General features: G+C 46.9%; 15 protein-coding genes and 1 pseudogene. 10 read left to right on the top strand and 6 right to left on the bottom strand.

The genetic code is table 11. The features are described from left to right. Nucleotides 1–48 precede the first annotated feature (48 nt). The 3 genes from thrS to ACI31H_RS04640 all read right to left on the bottom strand — a co-directional run bounded on the left by thrS (nucleotide 49) and on the right by ACI31H_RS04640 (nucleotide 4,716). Nucleotides 49–1,851, bottom strand: coding sequence for a threonine--tRNA ligase (gene thrS / locus ACI31H_RS04630; RefSeq protein ID WP_439770827.1), 1,803 nt, complete (start codon nucleotides 1,849–1,851; stop codon nucleotides 49–51). Nucleotides 1,852–2,203: 352 nt separating this feature from the next. Then, nucleotides 2,204–2,827, bottom strand: a complete 624-nt coding sequence (locus tag ACI31H_RS04635) for a hypothetical protein (protein WP_439770828.1) — start codon at nucleotides 2,825–2,827, stop codon at nucleotides 2,204–2,206. A 299-nt stretch (nucleotides 2,828–3,126) separates the two neighbouring features. Then, on the bottom strand, nucleotides 3,127–4,716 hold the full coding sequence (locus tag ACI31H_RS04640) for an Nramp family divalent metal transporter (protein WP_439770829.1): 1,590 nt from the start codon (nucleotides 4,714–4,716) through the stop codon (nucleotides 3,127–3,129). Nucleotides 4,717–5,100: 384 nt separating this feature from the next. On the opposite strand from ACI31H_RS04640, the gene ACI31H_RS04645 reads away from it, so the two are divergent. The 6 genes from ACI31H_RS04645 (at nucleotide 5,101) to ACI31H_RS04670 (ending at nucleotide 10,988) form a co-directional block, all read left to right on the top strand. Next, complete coding sequence (locus ACI31H_RS04645; RefSeq protein ID WP_439770830.1) at nucleotides 5,101–6,114, top strand: zinc-dependent alcohol dehydrogenase family protein; 1,014 nt, start codon at nucleotides 5,101–5,103, stop codon at nucleotides 6,112–6,114. Between the two features lie 130 nt (nucleotides 6,115–6,244). Next, nucleotides 6,245–6,781: a TetR/AcrR family transcriptional regulator gene (locus tag ACI31H_RS04650; protein WP_439770831.1), complete on the top strand. Its 537-nt coding sequence runs from the start codon at nucleotides 6,245–6,247 to the stop codon at nucleotides 6,779–6,781. Then, entirely contained in the window at nucleotides 6,765–7,835 is a 1,071-nt protein-coding gene (locus ACI31H_RS04655; RefSeq protein WP_439770832.1) for an ABC transporter permease, read from the top strand. The genes ACI31H_RS04650 and ACI31H_RS04655 overlap by 17 nt, the downstream gene beginning before the upstream one ends. A gap of 10 nt (nucleotides 7,836–7,845) precedes the next feature. Then, nucleotides 7,846–8,520: an ABC transporter ATP-binding protein gene (locus tag ACI31H_RS04660; protein ID WP_439770833.1), complete on the top strand. Its 675-nt coding sequence runs from the start codon at nucleotides 7,846–7,848 to the stop codon at nucleotides 8,518–8,520. A 105-nt stretch (nucleotides 8,521–8,625) separates the two neighbouring features. Further along, entirely contained in the window at nucleotides 8,626–10,608 is a 1,983-nt protein-coding gene (locus tag ACI31H_RS04665) for an ATP-binding cassette domain-containing protein (RefSeq protein ID WP_439770834.1), read from the top strand. Between the two features lie 143 nt (nucleotides 10,609–10,751). Continuing rightward, complete coding sequence (locus ACI31H_RS04670) at nucleotides 10,752–10,988, top strand: hypothetical protein (RefSeq protein WP_439770835.1); 237 nt, start codon at nucleotides 10,752–10,754, stop codon at nucleotides 10,986–10,988. 114 nt (nucleotides 10,989–11,102) lie between these two features. Here ACI31H_RS04670 and ACI31H_RS04675 read toward each other — a convergent pair whose 3' ends face one another. Beyond that, nucleotides 11,103–11,411, bottom strand: coding sequence for an ArsR/SmtB family transcription factor (locus tag ACI31H_RS04675; RefSeq protein WP_439770836.1), 309 nt, complete (start codon nucleotides 11,409–11,411; stop codon nucleotides 11,103–11,105). 130 nt (nucleotides 11,412–11,541) lie between these two features. Next, a pseudogene (locus ACI31H_RS04680) lies at nucleotides 11,542–13,314 on the bottom strand (LysM peptidoglycan-binding domain-containing protein). A gap of 362 nt (nucleotides 13,315–13,676) precedes the next feature. Between ACI31H_RS04680 and ACI31H_RS04685 the strand changes: the two are divergent. After that, nucleotides 13,677–14,615 (top strand): LacI family DNA-binding transcriptional regulator, encoded by a 939-nt coding sequence (locus ACI31H_RS04685; protein WP_439770837.1) that lies wholly within the window; start codon nucleotides 13,677–13,679, stop codon nucleotides 14,613–14,615. A gap of 155 nt (nucleotides 14,616–14,770) precedes the next feature. Here ACI31H_RS04685 and ACI31H_RS04690 read toward each other — a convergent pair whose 3' ends face one another. Then, entirely contained in the window at nucleotides 14,771–14,956 is a 186-nt protein-coding gene (locus ACI31H_RS04690; protein ID WP_439770838.1) for an LBP_cg2779 family protein, read from the bottom strand. Nucleotides 14,957–15,187: 231 nt separating this feature from the next. Between ACI31H_RS04690 and ACI31H_RS04695 the strand changes: the two genes are divergently transcribed. The 3 genes from ACI31H_RS04695 (at nucleotide 15,188) to hisS (ending at nucleotide 18,611) form a co-directional block, all read left to right on the top strand. Continuing rightward, nucleotides 15,188–15,808: an LVIS_2131 family protein gene (locus tag ACI31H_RS04695; protein WP_439770839.1), complete on the top strand. Its 621-nt coding sequence runs from the start codon at nucleotides 15,188–15,190 to the stop codon at nucleotides 15,806–15,808. A gap of 63 nt (nucleotides 15,809–15,871) precedes the next feature. Continuing rightward, on the top strand, nucleotides 15,872–17,017 hold the full coding sequence (locus ACI31H_RS04700) for an MDR family MFS transporter (RefSeq protein ID WP_439770841.1): 1,146 nt from the start codon (nucleotides 15,872–15,874) through the stop codon (nucleotides 17,015–17,017). 316 nt (nucleotides 17,018–17,333) lie between these two features. Beyond that, a complete protein-coding gene (hisS, locus tag ACI31H_RS04705; protein WP_439770840.1) occupies nucleotides 17,334–18,611 on the top strand; it encodes a histidine--tRNA ligase in 1,278 nt (425 codons plus the stop codon). Nucleotides 18,612–18,712 lie beyond the last annotated feature (101 nt).

Here is an 18,712-nt window from a genome sequence, read left to right on the forward strand (position 1 = left end):
AAAAGGCCTAAGCGCGTGAACGCTTAGGGCCTTTTTAACATTTTAAATTTAGTTCTTGCGTGAGTAGGAAGCAATGTCAGCCAGAATTTCGTCCATGAATTCATCTTGGCTCATGCTGTTCTGGTCCTTTTCACCGTACTTCCGGACAGAGACGCTGTTGTTTGCCACTTCGTCGTCACCAACAACCAGCGTGTATGGAACCTTTTGCGTTTGGGCTTCACGAATCTTGTAGCCCATCTTTTCGTTCCGGTCGTCAATGATTACCCGGATTTGAGCCGCCTTAAGCTTCTTAGCCAGCTTTTGAGCGTAGTCACCGTGCTTTTCTTCACTAACTGGAATGATGTGGACTTGTTCTGGAGCCAACCAGGTTGGGAAGGCACCCTTGTAAATTTCAGTCAGGTAAGCAACGAACCGTTCCATGGTACCAACAATCCCACGGTGGATCATCACTGGCATGTGTTCCTTACCGTCCTTACCAACGTAAGTTAAGCCGAAGCGGTCTGGTTGCATGAAGTCCAGTTGGATGGTGGACATGGTTTCTTCGTTACCAAGGGCCGTCTTAGTTTGGATATCCAACTTAGGACCGTAGAAGGCCGCTTCACCTTCGGCTTCGTAGTAGTCCAGGTTCAGGTCATCCATGGCCGCCTTCAGCAACTTTTGTGACCGGTCCCACATTTCATCGTTACCGTAGTACTTTTCAGTGTTCTTAGGGTCACGAAGGGAAAGCCGGAAGCTGTAGTCAGTAATGTCGAAGTCCTTGTAAACGTCCATGATCAGTTGCAAGATCTTGGCAAATTCAGACCGGATTTGGTCAACCGCCACGAAGGTGTGACCGTCGTTTAGGGTCATTTCACGAACCCGTTGCAGACCAGAAAGGGCACCAGACTTTTCGTAACGGTGCATCATCCCTAGTTCAGCGATCCGCAGTGGCAAGTCACGGTATGAACGGATGTGGTGCTTGAAGATTTGAATGTGGCTTGGGCAGTTCATTGGCCGCAGTTCCAGCATTTCACCATCACCCATGTCCATTGGTGGGAACATGTCGTCACGGTAGTGTGCCCAGTGACCAGAAGTCTTGTAGGCATCCAGGTTCATCAGGACAGGCGTGTAAACGTGTTGGTAACCATCGGCAACTTCACGGTCGATGATGTAACGTTCGATCGTCCGCCGAATCGTGGCACCCTTTGGCATCCAGTATGGTAAACCAGCACCGACCTTTGGATCAACAAAGAAGAGGTCCAATTGGTTACCGATTACCCGGTGGTCGTGTTCACGGGCTTCTTGACGCTTCTTCATATCTTCGTCAAGACCAGCCTTGTTGTAAAAGACCGTCCCGTAAATCCGTTGAAGCATTGGGTTGGATGACATACCCTTCCAGTAAGCACCGGCAACAGAGAGCAGCTTGAGGTGCTTGATAGCGTCACCGTAAACCAGGATATCGCTATCGGCCAAAATCTTGGTGTCGCCGACTTGGTACATAGCGACCTTACCGTCCTTAGCAGCTTCCTTGATTAATTCGGTGGAGTAAGGGTCATCCTTTACTTCTGCCAAGGCATCGTCAAGTGCTACTTCAACGAATTCAACCTTAGCATCCTTAGCGGCACCGCGAAGGGCGTCTTCCAAGGCAGGTAATTCATCAGCGGAAACTTGTTGGTCATCCTTATCGGAGTCCACATGGAAACCGTCTTCGTCAAAAACAGCTTCCCCTAAACGAATTCCCTTAAATTCTTGTTGCAATGCACCCTTTAATAAGAGGGCAGAAAGCTTACGAAGTGCTTGTAAACCTTCTTTAGAATCCCGGTCAATCTTCTTAACTGACCCGTCAACGGACATAACTGCGACTTGTGCCATAAAAATCTCTCCTTTATAAAAAAACAAAACGTCCCTAATATGCGCCGAAGCACATATTAGGGACGTTAATTATCAATAGTTAGCGTGGTTCCACCCATGTTTAGAGTACTTTCAATACTCTCTCTATGGTGTGTTAACGGACACGACCCGATCGACCTTATCTCGGTCAATAATTATCAATGAGGTGGTACAGGTAATAGTCGACTAAACATGACTTCCAGCCTAGGTCACGTCTCCCTGGTTAAGCACTTATTAACTACATATCCTCTAATTGACTAGAATTATAGCACCCAATCCGAGTTTGACAAGGGGGTTGGGAAAATTAATTTATTTTTTCGGTTAATCGAAGTGACTACCGTGAATTACCACCAGCGGTCGCGCCATTGCCGCTAGTGGGGGCATTACCGCCGCCAGTTGTCGGTGAACTAGCGCCGCCGGTAGAACTGGTATTACCATTTTGTTGGCCACCGGTTGAGGTTGAGCCACCAGTGTAGTTACCGCTACCGCCACCAGTCGTTGTCTGGCCACCGCCCCGGCTAGTCGTCGTTTGACCACCACCGGTCCGGCCACTGGATGGACTGTAGGAGTATGAGTAGGTAGTCGTACCGCTATCGTTACCAGTATCATCACCATCACCATCGTTATCGTCGATCGTCGAGGAAGATGAGTGGTGCCGGTGGTGGCGATGGCTACTGGACCGTTTGGATCTGCTGGAAGTAATACTGGTGTTGTCGTCATCAGTATTAGTCCGTACGGGATCCTGCTGTTTGACGATAAAGACGATAATCGTCACTAACAGGACCGCTAGCAGAATTCCGAGTAAGATTTTGAAGGTCCGTTTCCCACGGTTGCCGCCCTTCTTCGGATGGTAGCTGCCTTTTTTACCCTTCAAGCCATGCCGTCGTTTTTTGTTTTTAGAATCGTATAGTTGAACCCGGCTGGGCCGGTCTTGGTTATTGTTGTTCAATGTGTTCACCTCATCTGGGTACACAGTTGGCTGTGTTTAGTAGCATTCAAGACTATATTATAACATTGTTTATTGCTAGTAGGAGGCAAAACTAAAACGGTCAGCGTCGAGGTGACGCGTGGCCGTTTTAGTTTCTTATTTATCTAGGGAGAATACTTATTATTGGGATTGTCTAAATCATAGTGGATAAAAGTGAAGAAACTATGAAGGCTCGTTATAAAAATGGTAAAGAAGGGTGGAAATCAATAAAGACCCCGCAACCAGCCTAAGCCAGCCAGACGGGGTCTTTATCACTCTATCTTTAGAACTTAATCTTTGTCGGAGTCTTTTAACTCATTTTCACGTTGACCAAACCCTTTACCTTCGGCAGCAAAGCACTTATCACCACGGTAGAGTTCGACACAGGTCCAGATGAGCAGTACCAAAATAGCTACAATGGTAATGTAAGCTAAAATGTCGGAAAGGCCCTTGGACCACAGGCCGAAGCCCTCGTAGGTTGCCGGTAGGTTGTACAAGTTCAGGAAGGTTAGCGCAATCACGGCAATCCAACCACAAATCTTAACCCAAAGCCGGTTCTTAAATTCACCCATTTCAACTTCACTGTTAGTCATCATTAGTAACGGCAACATGGAGAATGGGAGGGCAAAGGCCAGGAAGACCTGCGAGTTTTCCATCAGGAGGTTCAGCGCCGTGTGTTGTTGAATCTCGTTTTCACCAGAAGTCATTGCAACACATGCTAGAACAGGAATAACCGAAATAATCCGGGTAACTAGCCGCCGAGCCCAGAGAGGCATCTTCATGTGGACGAAACCTTCCATGATAACTTGACCAGTCAAGGTACCAGTAATGGTTGAATTTTGACCAGAAGCTAATAAGGCAACGGCAAATAAGGTGGACAGGACACCGGACTTAGCGACCGCAATCAGAATTGGGTTGGAAAGCATGGCGGTGTTGTTCAATGCGTCGTATAGGCCGAAGAAAGAACTATCCTTAACGGCCCCGGTCTTGAAGACGGCAACCCCCATGATTAATAGCAAGGAGTTAACGATGAAGGCCAGTGACAATTGGATGTTGGAATCCCAAGTCGTAAACCGGACCGTTTGCCGGATACTAGCCAGGTCGTTATGATCAATCTTCCGCGTTTGAGAAATCGCGGAGTGGAGGTACAGGTTGTGAGGCATAACCGTAGCCCCAATAATACCAAGTGAACCAGTCAGCGGAGTGATTCCACCAATTTGAGGGTGCTGGGCAATTGCCTTTGCAGACGGCAATAGGCCCATAAATGCACTCCCCCAGTTAGGGTTAGAAAGTGCTACTTGGTAAGCGAAAACGAAGAGAATTACCAAGATTAAGCAGGCAACGATCGCTTCGATCTTCCGGAAACCAATCTTCGTCAAAAGTAACAGGACAAGGACATCAAGAACAGTAATGAAAACCGATGGAATCAACGGAATGTGGAATAGCAGGTTTAAGGCAATCGCCGCACCAATAACTTCCGCGATATCCGTTGCCATGATCGCCAATTCGGTCATAATCCATAAGATAATCCCTAACGCTTTACCGGTTCGTGCCCGTGTTGCCTGGGCGAGGTCCATTTGACTCACGATTCCGAGTTTAGCTGCCATGTATTGAAGCAACATCGCAATCAAACTTGAAATCAAGATAGTAGTCATTAGGGTATATTGGAAGCTTTGACCACCAGTAATTGAAGTTGACCAGTTACCAGGGTCCATGTAACCGACGGCGACTAATGCTCCGGGGCCAGAATAGGCGAATAGTGTTCGCCAGAAGCCCTTACCATGGGGAACTTCGACGGTACCGTTGATTTCTTCAAGTGACTTACCGTTAGCATACTCTATCAAGTGATGCTTTTTGTGTTGATTTTTTGTGTTATCCACGCCAAATCCACCTTTCATCTTATTTTGTTAACTTGATTGATAATCAAATTTAACTTAATTCGAATACTTTGTTAGGTTAGCATAAAAAATATTACATTTCAACGGAAGATCGCCGGAATGACGGCATTTCTAATCGGTTTCACAAATAGTAAGTGGGGTCGAATGGCGGTTTATAACCACTTGAAACAGTTTCACAAAAACTTCGAAAAAATTTAAACTTTTTTGGCTAACTGGTTTATGGACGGTAGATCTAATATATGAAGATAATTCAGTTAAAGGAACATTATAATGGTAAAACGTTTAATTTGATAAGCGTTTGACAGTGGCGGTAATTCTTAATTATAATGGGGCAGATTTAAGATACAGAGAAGGAGAATTTGTTTTATGAAAGCACTTGTTTTGACGGGTAAAAAGCAACTCGAAGTAAAAGACGTTGCCACCCCAGAAGTTAAACCAGATGAGGTTTTAGTTCACACCGCGTATGCGGGGATCTGTGGGACTGATCACGCATTATATGCCGGCCTACCTGGCTCTGCCAGTGCGGTTCCACCGATCGTTTTAGGGCACGAAAACTCCGGGGTCGTTGCGAAGGTCGGTTCGGCCGTTAAGAATGTTAAGGTTGGCGATCGGGTAACGGTTGACCCGAACATTTACTGTGGTGAATGTAAGTACTGCCGGACTTCCCGTCCCGAAATGTGTGAAAACCTTTCAGCCGTTGGTGTTACCCGTGATGGTGGTTTTGAAGACTACTTTACGGCACCAGCAAAGGTCGTTTACGCTATTCCGGACAGCGTTTCCCTAAAGGCCGCCGCGGTAACTGAACCACTTTCTTGCGCCGTTCACGGGGTTGACCTATTAGAAATTCACCCTTACCAAAAGGCATTGGTAATCGGTGACGGCTTCATGGGCCAGTTGTTTGTTCAAACCTTGCAGGCCTACGGGGTCAGCGAAGTAACCTTAAGCGGGCGGAACGAAGCAAAGTTACAGCTGAACCATGACCAGTTTGGGGCAAAGACGATCAATACTAAGAAGGGGGAAACAATTCCAACGAACGAATACGACATTGTGATTGAAGCCGTTGGTCGTCCAGAAACCCAGGAACAAGCTGTTGAGGCGGCTGCCCGTGGTGGTCAAGTTTCCATGTTCGGGGTGGGTAACCCAGATGACAAATTCTCCATTAATAGTTATGAAGTCTTCCAAAAGCAGTTGAAGATCCAGGGGGCCTTTATTAATCCCTACTGCTTTGAAGATTCAATTGCACTGATGGCTTCGGGGAAGGTTGACGTTTTGCCACTGCTTTCCCATGAATTCGGCATTGAGAAGGTCGACGACTTTGTTAATGGCCGGATTGAAAATGTTTCGAAGGCGGTTGTGAAATTAGCCGGCGAAGAAGCCTAATCAGGTTATACGAAAAATTCCCCGGGAAATAATCCTGGGGATTTTTTAACAGTTCGATTGACACGGTGTCACTTTCGGTGATAGCATAAAGTACGACTAAGTGACACGGTGTCATTATGGAGGGACATAAATGGCTAGTAAAACTTTCGCAAATTTAGCACCGGCGAAGCAGAACCGTATTCGACAGGCACTCTTGACGGAGTTTAGTCAGCATGACTTAGCAGATGCTCAGGTCGCGCGGATTGTTAAACAGGCGGGGATCGCCCGGGGGGCCTTTTACAAGTACTTTGATGACCTGACTGATGCTTATAACTACTTGTACCACTTTGCGCTACTAGACTTACATAATAGTGCAATTAAGGCCCATCGCTTGTTAAGTGCTGATGAGTATACCCAGGAGGTGGCCAATTTTCTTGATAGGGTGAACACCAGTCCCTACGCATCGCTGGTTAAGCGTCACTTTATGGTTAACGAGGCCCTGCTGTGTCATCAAGAATCTCGGCTTCGACCGGTAAGCCCGGTCGAGTGGGGCGTGATGACCCTAGTGCACCAGGCAATTAAAGATGGCTTGACCCGGCCGGACCAGGAACAGGTTGTGATTACCCGGTTACGGACAGTACTAAAGGCCCTACTAGCAAAGGAGAACAAAAATGTTTTTGGCAATTAAAGAAATTAAACACGAAAAATTACGGTATAGCTTAATTATTGCGATGATTGTGATGATTAGCTACTTGATGTTTGTGTTGATGGGAATGATGCTGGGATTAGCGGGTGAAAACAAGGCCGCGATTACTAGTTGGGATACCCAGACGGTCTTCCTCAATAAAAACGCGAACGATAACATGAGCCAGTCCCTAATCACGACGGACCAACTTGCTAATAAGAAGCTAAATAAGCATGAGGCCTTGGTTGGCCAGGCCCCCGTGGTAATTAAAAGAACCAACGGGGCTACACATAAGGAAAGTGCCCAGTTTATCGGCTTGAAACCCCACCAATACATTGCCAAGGATAACATCCCGTTAACGGCGGGACGGCACGCCCGTAACAGTCATGAACTGGTGGTTGATAATAGTCTGAAAGCTAAGGGCTACCGCCTAGGTGACCGGGTAAAATTAAATTCCACGAGTCCTAATTACCGGATCGTTGGCTTTACTAAGGATGCCCAATTAAACGTTGCTCCCGTAGTCTATGGCCGCTTGTCAACCTGGCGTACGCTTCGTGGCGTGGCCCCTCAGGTAGTTGCTAGTGGAATTATTGCTAACCAAACCGAAAAGCCGGGGCGGTTTAAAAACCTTGCCCACTACACCAGCGAACGGTTTATCCAAAAACTACCGGGGTACGCGGCTGAGAATAGTACCTTTGCGTTCATGATTGGCTTTTTAATGGTAATTTCGTTAATCATTATTGCCGTCTTCCTTTACATTTTGACGATGCAAAAGATGCCTAACTATGCCGTGTTGCGGGCACAGGGGATCCCGACCCGCTACCTGGTTGCCACGACGATTCACCAGGCGGTTATCTTAATGGCGGCCGGCATTTGTGGCGGACTGCTTTTGACACTAATCACGGCTGGCCTAATGCCAACAACGGTACCGTTAGTATTAGATTGGTCCTTAATAATCATGATGGTGGTTATTTTGATACTGCTGGGCGTAGTCGGTGCCTTACTACCAGTGCGGATGATTCTAAAGATCGACCCGGTACGGGCACTTAATGGATAGGAGGATTACGATGTCAGTAATTGAACTAAAGAATATCAATAAGGAATTTGGTACCGGAATTAGTCGGGTGCAAGTGCTAAAAAACGTTAATTTTACGGCCGACCGGGGCGAACTGAGTTTAATTTTAGGCCCTTCTGGATCTGGGAAGAGCACCTTTCTAACCATTGCTGGTGGGTTGCAAACACCAAGTAGTGGGACCGTTATGGTGGAAGGGGAACGGCTGGAACAGTACTCGGCCCGGGAACGAGACCAGTTGCGCCTCAATAAGATTGGCTTTGTCCTGCAGTCATACAACCTCCTTCCCTACTTGACGGTGCGGGAACAATTTGAACTGGTGCGTAAAAATAAAAAGACGGGCAATATGAGCGCGGACGAACTGCTGACCCTGCTTAAGGATCTCGGAATCGACCAGTTAGTTAATCACTATTCGGATGAAATGTCGGGTGGTCAAAACCAACGGGTGGCAATTGCCCGGGCCCTGTATCCCAATCCGGAGATTATCCTAGCCGATGAACCGACCGCGGCACTTGATAGTAATCGGGTCCAGGTGGTGGGGCAGCTGCTCCGTCAGATGGCCATTAAGCATAATAAGGCCATTGTGGTGGTTACCCACGACCTCCGTCTACGGGCATATGCCGACCACATCTACCAACTAATGGACGGCAAGTTAACCCGGGAAAAGTAACATTTCCCGGGAAATATTACTTTTAATTAAGACTGGCTTCAAATCTTTTCTCCTGTGCGACCGCTTTGGTATAATCGAGCTACAAATGACGATAAGGAGAACAAAATGGCTTTTTTAGAATTAAAAGGGATTAAAAAGGCGTACTACCTTGATAAGCAAGCCTTCCCGGTCTTAAAAGAGATTGACTTACAATTTGACCGGGGCGAATTTGTATCGATTCTGGGTGAGTCCGGTGGTGGAAAGTCGACCCTGATGAATATTATTGGGGGACTGGACCGTAACTTCACTGGGCAGGTATTAGTAAATGGTGACTTACTTGACCACCGTAAGGAGCGGCAGCTAGATAACTACCGGCGGTCGATGGTCGGCTACATTTACCAGTCGTATAACCTAATTTCTCACCTTAGCGTCCTGGACAACGTTTTGGTAGCACTCGATATGACGAACCTGAGTAAGGACGAACGTCGTCAGCGGGCCCTCCAGTTGCTCGACCAGGTCGGTCTTAGTGAGCAGGTTAATAAGCACCCTAACCACCTCTCCGGGGGGCAAAAGCAACGGGTAGCAATTGCGCGGGCCCTAGCCAGCGACCCCCAAATTATCATTGCTGATGAGCCTACGGGGGCGTTGGATTCGCAAAATACCCAGGAAGTATTGGCACTATTAGACCAGATTGCCAAAGACGGCAAACTGGTGATTGCGGTCACCCACTCCCAGGAGGTTGCTGACCACGGAACCCGGGTTGTTCACCTGGCTGACGGTAAAATTGATGGTGATGAACGCTTGCGTCCGGCCTACCAACTCCCGGATGATCCGACCCATATTGAACCCCGGCAGCTCCCGGCGGCGGCTAGTTACCGGATGTCTTTTAAACACCTGATGTATAACTTCTGGCGAAATTCACTAATCATGCTGGGAACGGCAATCGGTATCTTTGCGGTGCTCCTCTTTAGCGGGTTGGGGAACGGGGTGAACGGGTATATCCAAAACCAAATTAATTCGCTGACTAATCCGCGTTCCATTACCGTCTTCAAGAACCCGACCGGTAAGAAGTTAACCCAAGACCAAATTCAGTCCTCATTGATGCAGAATATGACCGCCGACCCGCAATCAATGATTATCAGTCAGGGGGACCTCAATCGTTTGCGGAAGTTAAAAGGGGTGGAAAGTGTCCAGGCGGGAAACATGATCGGGGGGTACCGCCTCAGCTACGGTAAGCTCCAACAAAGCGGCTCCACGATGACCACCTGGAATAAGTCGGTGACGGCTAACTCGATTAAGCACGGTCACAAACCAGGTAATAACGAGATTGTGCTCACTAAGCAGCAGGCTATTCAACTGACTAGCCCTAAAAAGTACCGCAAGCTGATTGGTAAGCAGGTTAAGCTCAGCTTTAACTGGGTCAATCCGAAGGGGGACCCGGTTGCGATTGAAGGGACGGTTAAAGTAGCGGGCCTCAGTGAAGGAGCAAGTGCTGGGACAAACATTAACCACGCCACGTTCCAGCGGTTATTAAAGCAAAAGGGCGCCGATACGCGACCGAACTTCGTGGCAGTGACTGCCTCTAGTTTGACGAATGTGGAGTCAGTGGCGACCCGAATTAATAACCTTCGCAATAGCAAGAATAACCGGATCCTTGGTGCAATCACGGTCGGTTCGATCCTCAAGACGGTTAATACTTATGTGCACCTGGCTTCGACCATTCTCGCCGCGATTGCCGGTATCTCCTTGTTAGTATCTGCCCTGATGATCATTGTTACGATGTACATGTCAGTCTCCGAGCGAACTAAGGAAATTGGTATTCTTCGTGCGTTAGGGGAACGAAAGCAGGATATCCGCCGGCTCTTTACCTCGGAATCCATCTTTATTGGCCTCTTCTCAGCCGTACTGGCACTTGTGATCGTGGCAATTGTGACCGTTATTCTGAACCACGCACTGTATGGCTTGATTAAGTACAATATTGTCCAGATTACAGTCGGTAATGTTATCTTTGCGTTAGTGGTTGCCATAGTGATATCCTTTATCGCGGCCCTATTACCAGCGCACCACGCCGCGAAGTTAAACCCAATTGATGCTCTAGCAGCAGATTAAAGAAAACTCGTTAGTACAATAGTGGTTAGTACTAGCGAGTTTTTTGACTTTCTTCACCCAATTGACTAATAAGTTAATGCACCATATGTTTTATTGTTAGGTATACCAAAAGTGAGCTATAATATAAAACGGAGGTGTTAAAAGTGACAACAGTATTTGTTCACAACGATGATCAGACGCAGGCAATTCATTGTTCTGATGGTTCACAAGGGGTTATGCAGGTTAACTTGAAGGACTCCGCACCATATTACGCATTTCGGTTTTATAGCCATGTTCATCCAAGCTTCTGGGTTAACCAAGACCAATTCCATGATGGCGAGGATGTTGTCGTTAAGGATATCCAAAGTGAGGACGATTTTCAGTTAAAGTTTGTTAAGTAGTGGGAAGTAAAACAGGGACCGGTGACGACTAATTCCCTGTAAGTACAAAAGGGGCGCCCAACGTTTAGAGAAATCTAAACGCGGGGCGCCCCTTTTGCGGATCTTTGACCGATACTAATCGATAATTTGATCGGCATGACTTAAGACATCGGCGATGAGTGTCATTACACGCGGGTCAGCCAGGTGGTAGATAACCGTCTTGCCGTGCCGGTGCTGTTGAACTAGGTTATATTTACGGAGCAGCTGGAGTTGGTGGGAAACCCCAGACTGCTCCCAATCGAGTTCTTTGCAGATCGCTGAAACACTCATCGGGTGTTGAATTAGGAGATAGAGCAGTTGAAGACGTCGCGGATTACCCAGCATTTTGAAGAGCTTGCTGGCCTTGGTAATATTAGTAAATTCGTTAGTATAATGGGTCGCCATTGCACCATTACTCCCCCTAAAAAATAACCAGACATTTACATCGATATGATTTTAATATTTAAAACATAAAAAAGCAAAACACTAATTTAGTGCTCTGCTTTAATCATTTTAATGGTAAATGATCATTAAATTAGAGTGCTAACCGTTGACCAACATAGATGGTGTAAGGAGCAGAAAGGCCGTTCCGCTGAGCCAAGCTATACCAATTTAGGCCATACTGGGCCGCAATTCCAGATAAGGTATCACCGCGCTTAACGGTATAGCCGCCACGGTAAGCCGCTGTCCGGGAACTAGAGTAGTTAGTTGCGGGACGGCTGGCGGTGGTTCCACCTAAGCGGATTACTTGGCCAACGTAGATCCGGTTGGGATTAGCAATACCGTTAGCTTGGGCTAATTGCTCATAGGAAACACCAAACCGGCTGGCAATTCCAGAGAGGGTATCGCCACTTTTGACCGTGTAAGAACCGGTTGTCGCTGCTGCTGAAGCCGAAGAGGACGTATTGTGGTGCAATGGCGTCGTCGGAGTGGTTGGTGCGGGCCGGTTATTATTCTGGCTACCAGTAGACCTTAATTGGAGAACCTGCCCAACATAAATCCGGTTCGGGTTAGCAATGTGGTTGATCTGGGCCAATTGAACATAGCTGGTACCAAAATGGTTGGCGATTCCAGAGAGGGTGTCGCCGCTCTTAACGGTGTAACTAGTTTGGACGTTCGTCGTGTTAGTTGGCTGACTTGGCGTTACCGGCTGGGTCGGTTGACTTGGTGTCGTTGGTTGAACCGGTTGGGTTGGCTGTTGATTTTGATTTTGGTTAGTCGGTTGACTCGGCGCAGGTGCCTGGGCCTGCCGAACTAGTAGGTGTTGACCAACGTAAATCCGGTTCACATTTTGGATATCGTTCAAGTGGGCCAACGTGTTGACCGTGGTTGAGAAGCGGTTGGCAATTCCAGAAAGGGTGTCACCACTTTGGACGGTGTAGTAGTTAGTGCTGTTACCGTAACTGCTGGAGGAGTTGTCATTTGGCTGCTTGTTGACGACAACGTGTCCTGATAAAGCAACCGTATCTAACTATGTTAAATTATAAGTTCGAATCAAATTTTGTAGTGCGGTTGCGTAGTTAGGAGCGGTTGCATATCCATCAGCGCGGAGCTTGTTAGTAACTGAAATGTAGTTGGTATCACCATGGAGGTTGCTGTACCGGCTATTAACAGTTAAGAAGCGACCGTGGTCTTCAATTGATGCGGAGTTGTTCGGGTAGGCCCGAAAATTATCATTGATCGTTACATAGCGCCCACCGAAGTATTCGCCGGTTGGCATGGTAACGTAATGGCCATTGTAGGAACCCTTGATACCGAATAAGTTGTGCGCACGAGTTGTTAACGTAGAGCTTCCCCAACCACTTTCCAGAATAGCTTGGGCAACTGTAACCGATGGTAAAATCTGGTACTCATTCCAGGTATTAATAGCACCCGGAGCCACGCTTTCGATAAACTGTTGGCTGCGTGCATTATTACTGAAGTGCAGGGAATTCAAATCAACACCCTGGCTCTGTTGAGTATCGGTCTGGGCCGCGTATGCTGCAGTAGTACTAGTTTGTGGTGCTGCAGCTTGGGTATTTTGTGCTGCCGAACTCGGTGCTTGACTGTTATTACTGCTTGGCGTCTGGCTACTATTACTGTTCGGCGCCTGACTGCTATCACTAGTTGCCTGACTAGTGGTGCCAGTAGCACTTTGTGGAGTGTTAACATTCTCATTTGCTACAGGTACCTGATTGGCGTCATTATCCGCATGAGCAACCGCCCCAGTTGCTGTTAACAAGGAAACGGCAGTCAAACCAGCGACTACCCACTTACGACCGCTCTTATACATCTTGAAATGTGTTGTCTTATTAAGCTCTGCTTTCATTAGTGGTTAGCTCCTCCTCGTCATTTAAAATGTGATAGTTGAAAACTATACTTGAAGCTGTAAATGAACTTGCTAAATTTTAAATAAAATTATTAAGAAGTTGTTAAGATTTAACTGTCTTTAAAACTAGCATTTATTCGGCCAATAGTCAATGAAGTTACAAAAATGCAATAAGAAAATTTATATTAGTAATATTGATATTATTAATGATGGACCCGAAAATGATTGGCAGTGACCACTTTCTTATCAAATGAAAGGTCGGGAAGGGAATCCTATTAATATAAAGACGGAAAATATTCCAGTTTTCCGGACACTGTTTTATAATAATGTATTATTAAGTCAATATGATGTGAGGTAGGAGTATGGTTGCTAAATTGAAAGATGTTGCCCAATTGGCGGGTGTTTCAGTTACAACAGTTTCACGGGTTATTAATAATTACGGGTCACTGAGCGAAAAGACAATCAATAAGGTTCATGCGGCGATGCGCCAGCTGAATTACCAGCCCAATGCTTTGGCCCGGGCAATGCAGGGGAAACCATCTAAGTTTATTGGCCTAATTTTCCCTAATTTGACCAATCCCTTCTTTGCCGAACTAGGTAATGAGCTGGAACGCCAGCTATTTAAGCAGGGGTACAAGACAATTATTGCTTCGTCGGCGGAAAATCCAGAAATTGAACACGAGTACTTGAGCATGCTGATGGCAAACCAGGTGGATGGGATTATCTCTGGTTCGCATAACCTGGATATTGATGAATACCACCGCATTTCGGCGCCCATTGTTTCATTTGACCGGTACCTTGCTGATAACATTCCGATTGTGTCATCGGATAGCTACCACGGCGGCCAGTTGGCGGTTGAGTACCTGCTAAAAAATCGAGTAACGCATATTGCGGTAATTGTCGATGAGGATACTTCGGCCTCGCCAACATTAAACCGTCTGCAAGGAGTGCTCGACCGGCTGACAGCGGAACACCGGAGCTTCGATCCTTTAGCATTAGAAAAGCTTGATTTTCAAACGACCTTTCCGGGAATTTACGATGGGGTAGTGGCGTCAAACGATGTGCAAGCGCTAGAAATTGCCGCAGTTTACCGCGACCGCGGACTGGAAATGGGAAAGGACTTTTTTATTACTGGTTATGATGGTTCACAGTTAATCCGGAAAGTGGCCCCCCACCTACCAACGGTTGTCCAGCCAGTCCCAGAATTGGCAACCCAGTTGATTAAAACCTTGCTAAAACGGGTGGCAGCCCCCCAGGCGGCAATTTCATCAGTCACGTTACCAGTCACTTTTCGTGAATAGTTTTAAATATTAACGGGGGCATGATAGCAGCCTCCATGAACACAAATGGCGCCAGGCATTCAGAAAACTGAACGCTTGGCGCCATTTGTGTACCGCGCTGTCGACCCTTACTTTGACCAGGTCACAGCCCCCATTTTATGTTTAACACAGTGATTTTATTTGCTTTGCATAAATCGTTGGAGTAATTCGGTTTCTTCAGAAGTCGCGGCAGAGTTTGATGACTTAATGTCATGAATCCGCTCGACTGACAGGTGGCTCCCAAAAGCAACTTCATTATCGTTTAAGTCATTATCATGCTCAAATTTAATTAATTGTTGGGCTAACTCACTCAAATTATCCATGAAATCAATTCCTCCTTATGAATCAGGTAGTCTAACTACCGGTTGCCTAGATTGTCCTTAGTAATAACAATATCGAATTGGCACTAGCTTTTAGTTTAGCACAGTTTGCAGATTTGCAAAAAAGAAAGCTTTAATTTATTTCCAAAATCAAACGGAATTAGTGGGACAAGTCAGTGGTTTTGTGTGATAATCAAGGTATAAATTTGGCAAACAGAATGGAGAGTTAATAATATGACTTGGAACTGGTTGGGTTGGCTGTTGTGGATCTTAGCCGTAGTATTTTTCTGCTACGTAATCCACTACATCCGTGTACAACAGTTAATGTTAATTGCGAAGACCAAGACTGCCTTTTCAGTAAAGCTTTTTTGGCGTTATGTTGCAATGATAGTGGTGGCACTGGTTTGGATTGGGGGGATGGCCTACCTGACCTTCTTCCGGCAGGCGGATATCAATAACCACCAGCAGACGGTGACGACCACGAAGTATTCACCACTGCAGCTTCACAACAAAAATGATGACTACTACTATGTTTTGGCAACGCGGAGTAAGAATGGCAAGCACCCAATTGTTTCGTACACGTATTGGGCTGATGGTAACCGGTACACCACTAATTCACACTATGGTTCAGTTGCTGATGGTGACCGGATTATCACCCTTGATGCCAGCTCGTTGCCGTGGAATAAGGCCCGGTTAAGAAAGGAAAACCGGACGACTGGGAAGGCCTTTGTGGCTGAAATGACGGTTCACTATAAGAATACTGCGTTGAATGGATTAGGCCTGCGGGCCGACCGGGATGCCGCGACGTACACGCTGCTCCGGGTACCATCATCGGAAATGGTTCATGAACACTAAAGTTATCCTAACTGAGGTGAGAGAATGACGAAGTAAACGCAGGTTAAGCTAAAATGGGTAGCCCTGGCCAGTTTATTAAACAACACTGGGGCTGCCTTTTTATGGCCACTAACCACGATGTACATGCATAACTACCTTCACGAAAGTTTGACCACTGCCGGGGTCGTAATGCTTTTTATTTCGATTTTCATGATGGCCGGTAACTACTTGGGAGGCTGGTTATTTGACCATTGGAACCAGTACAAGACAGCGGTGCTCGGGGTAACCCTATCGACACTCGCGATCCTGACACTGGTCTTTGAGCATGGTTGGCCATGGTTTGCCATCTTAATGATGATCAACAGCTTTGGGGATGGGATTAACATGACAGTTGTTAATTCGTATGGTTCCTTGGTAAGTGATCACAGCTCACGCTACGTCTTTAATTATATTTACATGGCCTACAACATTGGGGTAGTAATCGGAACCCTGGCAGTTGGTGTCTTACTACCAATTAGCGTCGTCCTGGTCTTTAGTGTTGCCACCATTTTTTATGGCCTTTTGATGCTGGTGGTGATCTTTAACCTAAATGTTCGGGTGAAGTTGCCAGCAAGGACGGCACCGGTTAAACAGGGGAAGGCGGCCCGTAGTCACCACCGGGTTCTGGTATTGATTTGGTTAATCCTGATTAACTACATCACGGTTCACCTGAGCTACTCCTTATGGGAAAGCGTGATGGCGGTCCACATGACTAATATGGGGATTCCGTTCTATGCTTATAGTCTGCTGTGGACCTTGAATGGGGTCTTGATTATCGCCGGTCAGCCACTGGTTAATAAACTCAGTCCTTATGTGCGCTTATCTAACCAGATTATGGCGGGACTGCTGATCTTTGCCAGTTCATTTTTACTGCTGATCTTTGCCCGGAGTCTGTGGTTCTTCGTACTTGATTTTGTGATCTTAACGGTTGGTGAAATGACTAGCTTTGCGGGACTGCCAGCGTGGATTTCGCAACTGACAACGGTGAACGAAACGGGCCACTACCAAGGCCTATTAAACATTACAATGTCGATCGGGCGGGCAATTGGACCCCTCTACGGTGGTTTTGTGATTGACCAGGGAAATTACCAGGAGCTCTTTATTTCCGTCTTCTCCTTGATGGTGGGAACGCTTTTGGTTGTCTTCGTTTACCTCACCCACCTACGTCGGCAAAGAGGGATTGTTAAATAGAGATACCCAAAAGCAGTGACTTATGGTAAAATCACTGGTGAACTTTAAAAGCATTTGAAGTAGAACTAAAGCGGCCACACCTTGACAGAGAACTAGCAGTGCTGAGAGCTAGCAGTGGCTGTGAAACCACCTCTACTAAGCTGGATTGGTGAAGTTCAGTAGCCAACCCCGGAAGGACCCGTTATCGTCATGAAGTTAGTTAACTTCTTGAGGCAGCAGCTGTGAAGCTGGTGTAAATAGAGGTGGGACAGTGAGAAAATCACCCTCTAAGGCTAGTTAGCCTTAGAGGGTTTTGTTAATGAAAGGGGAAAATGAAATGGATTATCAAAAGCCAAAGGGAACCGCGGACCTACTACCAGGAACAACCGGTTTATGGGAAAAAGTGGAAGCAACGGCCCGGGAAGTCTTTCACCAGTTTGGTTACCGGGGGATCCGGACACCAATGTTTGAAGACTACCACGTCTTTTCACGGAATGTCGGTGACACTTCCGATATCGTAACCAAGGAAATGTATGACTTCCATGATAAGGGTGACCGGCACATTGCCTTACGTCCAGAAGGGACGGCTGGGGTTGTCCGGGCCTATGTTGAAAATAAGCTGTACGGTCCCGAATACCCAAAGCCGTACAAGGTTTACTACATGGGACCAATGTTCCGCTACGAACGGCCGCAATCTGGTCGGCAACGTGAATTTCACCAGATTGGTGTGGAAGCTTTAAACAACGAATCACCACAAATTGACGTGGAAGTAATCGCCATGGCAATGCGCCTCTTCAAGATGTTTGGTGTTCCTGACGTTAAGCTCGTTATCAACACCTTGGGCGATAAGAAAGTGCGGGCCGATTACCGGGAAGCTCTGATTGATTACCTAAAGCCCCACTATGATGAGCTGAGTAAGGATTCCCAGGAACGCCTGTACAAGAACCCCCTGCGGGTCCTCGACAGCAAGGATGCAGGTGACCAGAAGATCGTGGCGGATGCACCATCCATCCTGGACTACTTGGATGATGAGTCCCAAAGCTACTTTGACCAAGTTCAAGCCCTGTTGAAGGAATTAGGCATCGACTACGAGATTGACAGTAACATGGTGCGGGGGTTGGATTACTACAACCACACGATTTTTGAAATCATGTCCGACTCACCGGCCTTTGGTGGCGGCTACACGACGGTTTGTGCCGGTGGTCGTTACAACGGCCTAATTTCACAACTGGGTGGCCCTGAAGAAGGGGGAATCGGTTTTGGAATGGGTGTTGAACGACTGATGATCTTGCTGCAGCAGGAAAATCCCGACTTTGCACCACAAGACCAGCTAGACCTCTTCTTAGCAAGTGCTGATGACCAGGGTAACAACCTCGCCTTTGAAATTCTGAACAAGGTCCGGCAACAGGGAATCGTTGCTGACAAGGACTACAGTGGCGTAAAGGTTGGTAAGCAAATTAAGGAAGCCTTCCGGCGCAATGCTAAGTACTTTGCCGTCTTTGGTGAACAAGAAGTTAGTGAAGGTCACTTCCAGTTAAAGGAAGCGGCCACTAAGGAAACCACGGACGTCAAGGTGGCGGACTTTGTGGCGGACCCTGCCAAGTACCTGAAGTAAAATAAAATCTCCCCGGCAATTAATCGCCTGGGGAGATTTTTTTATTAGGCAGATTGCAATAAATAACTTGAACAAATTTAATGACGCAGATTAAGCAAGAA

The sequence above is a fragment of the Limosilactobacillus sp. genome, assembly GCF_051873035.1.
Classification (GTDB): domain Bacteria; phylum Bacillota; class Bacilli; order Lactobacillales; family Lactobacillaceae; genus Limosilactobacillus.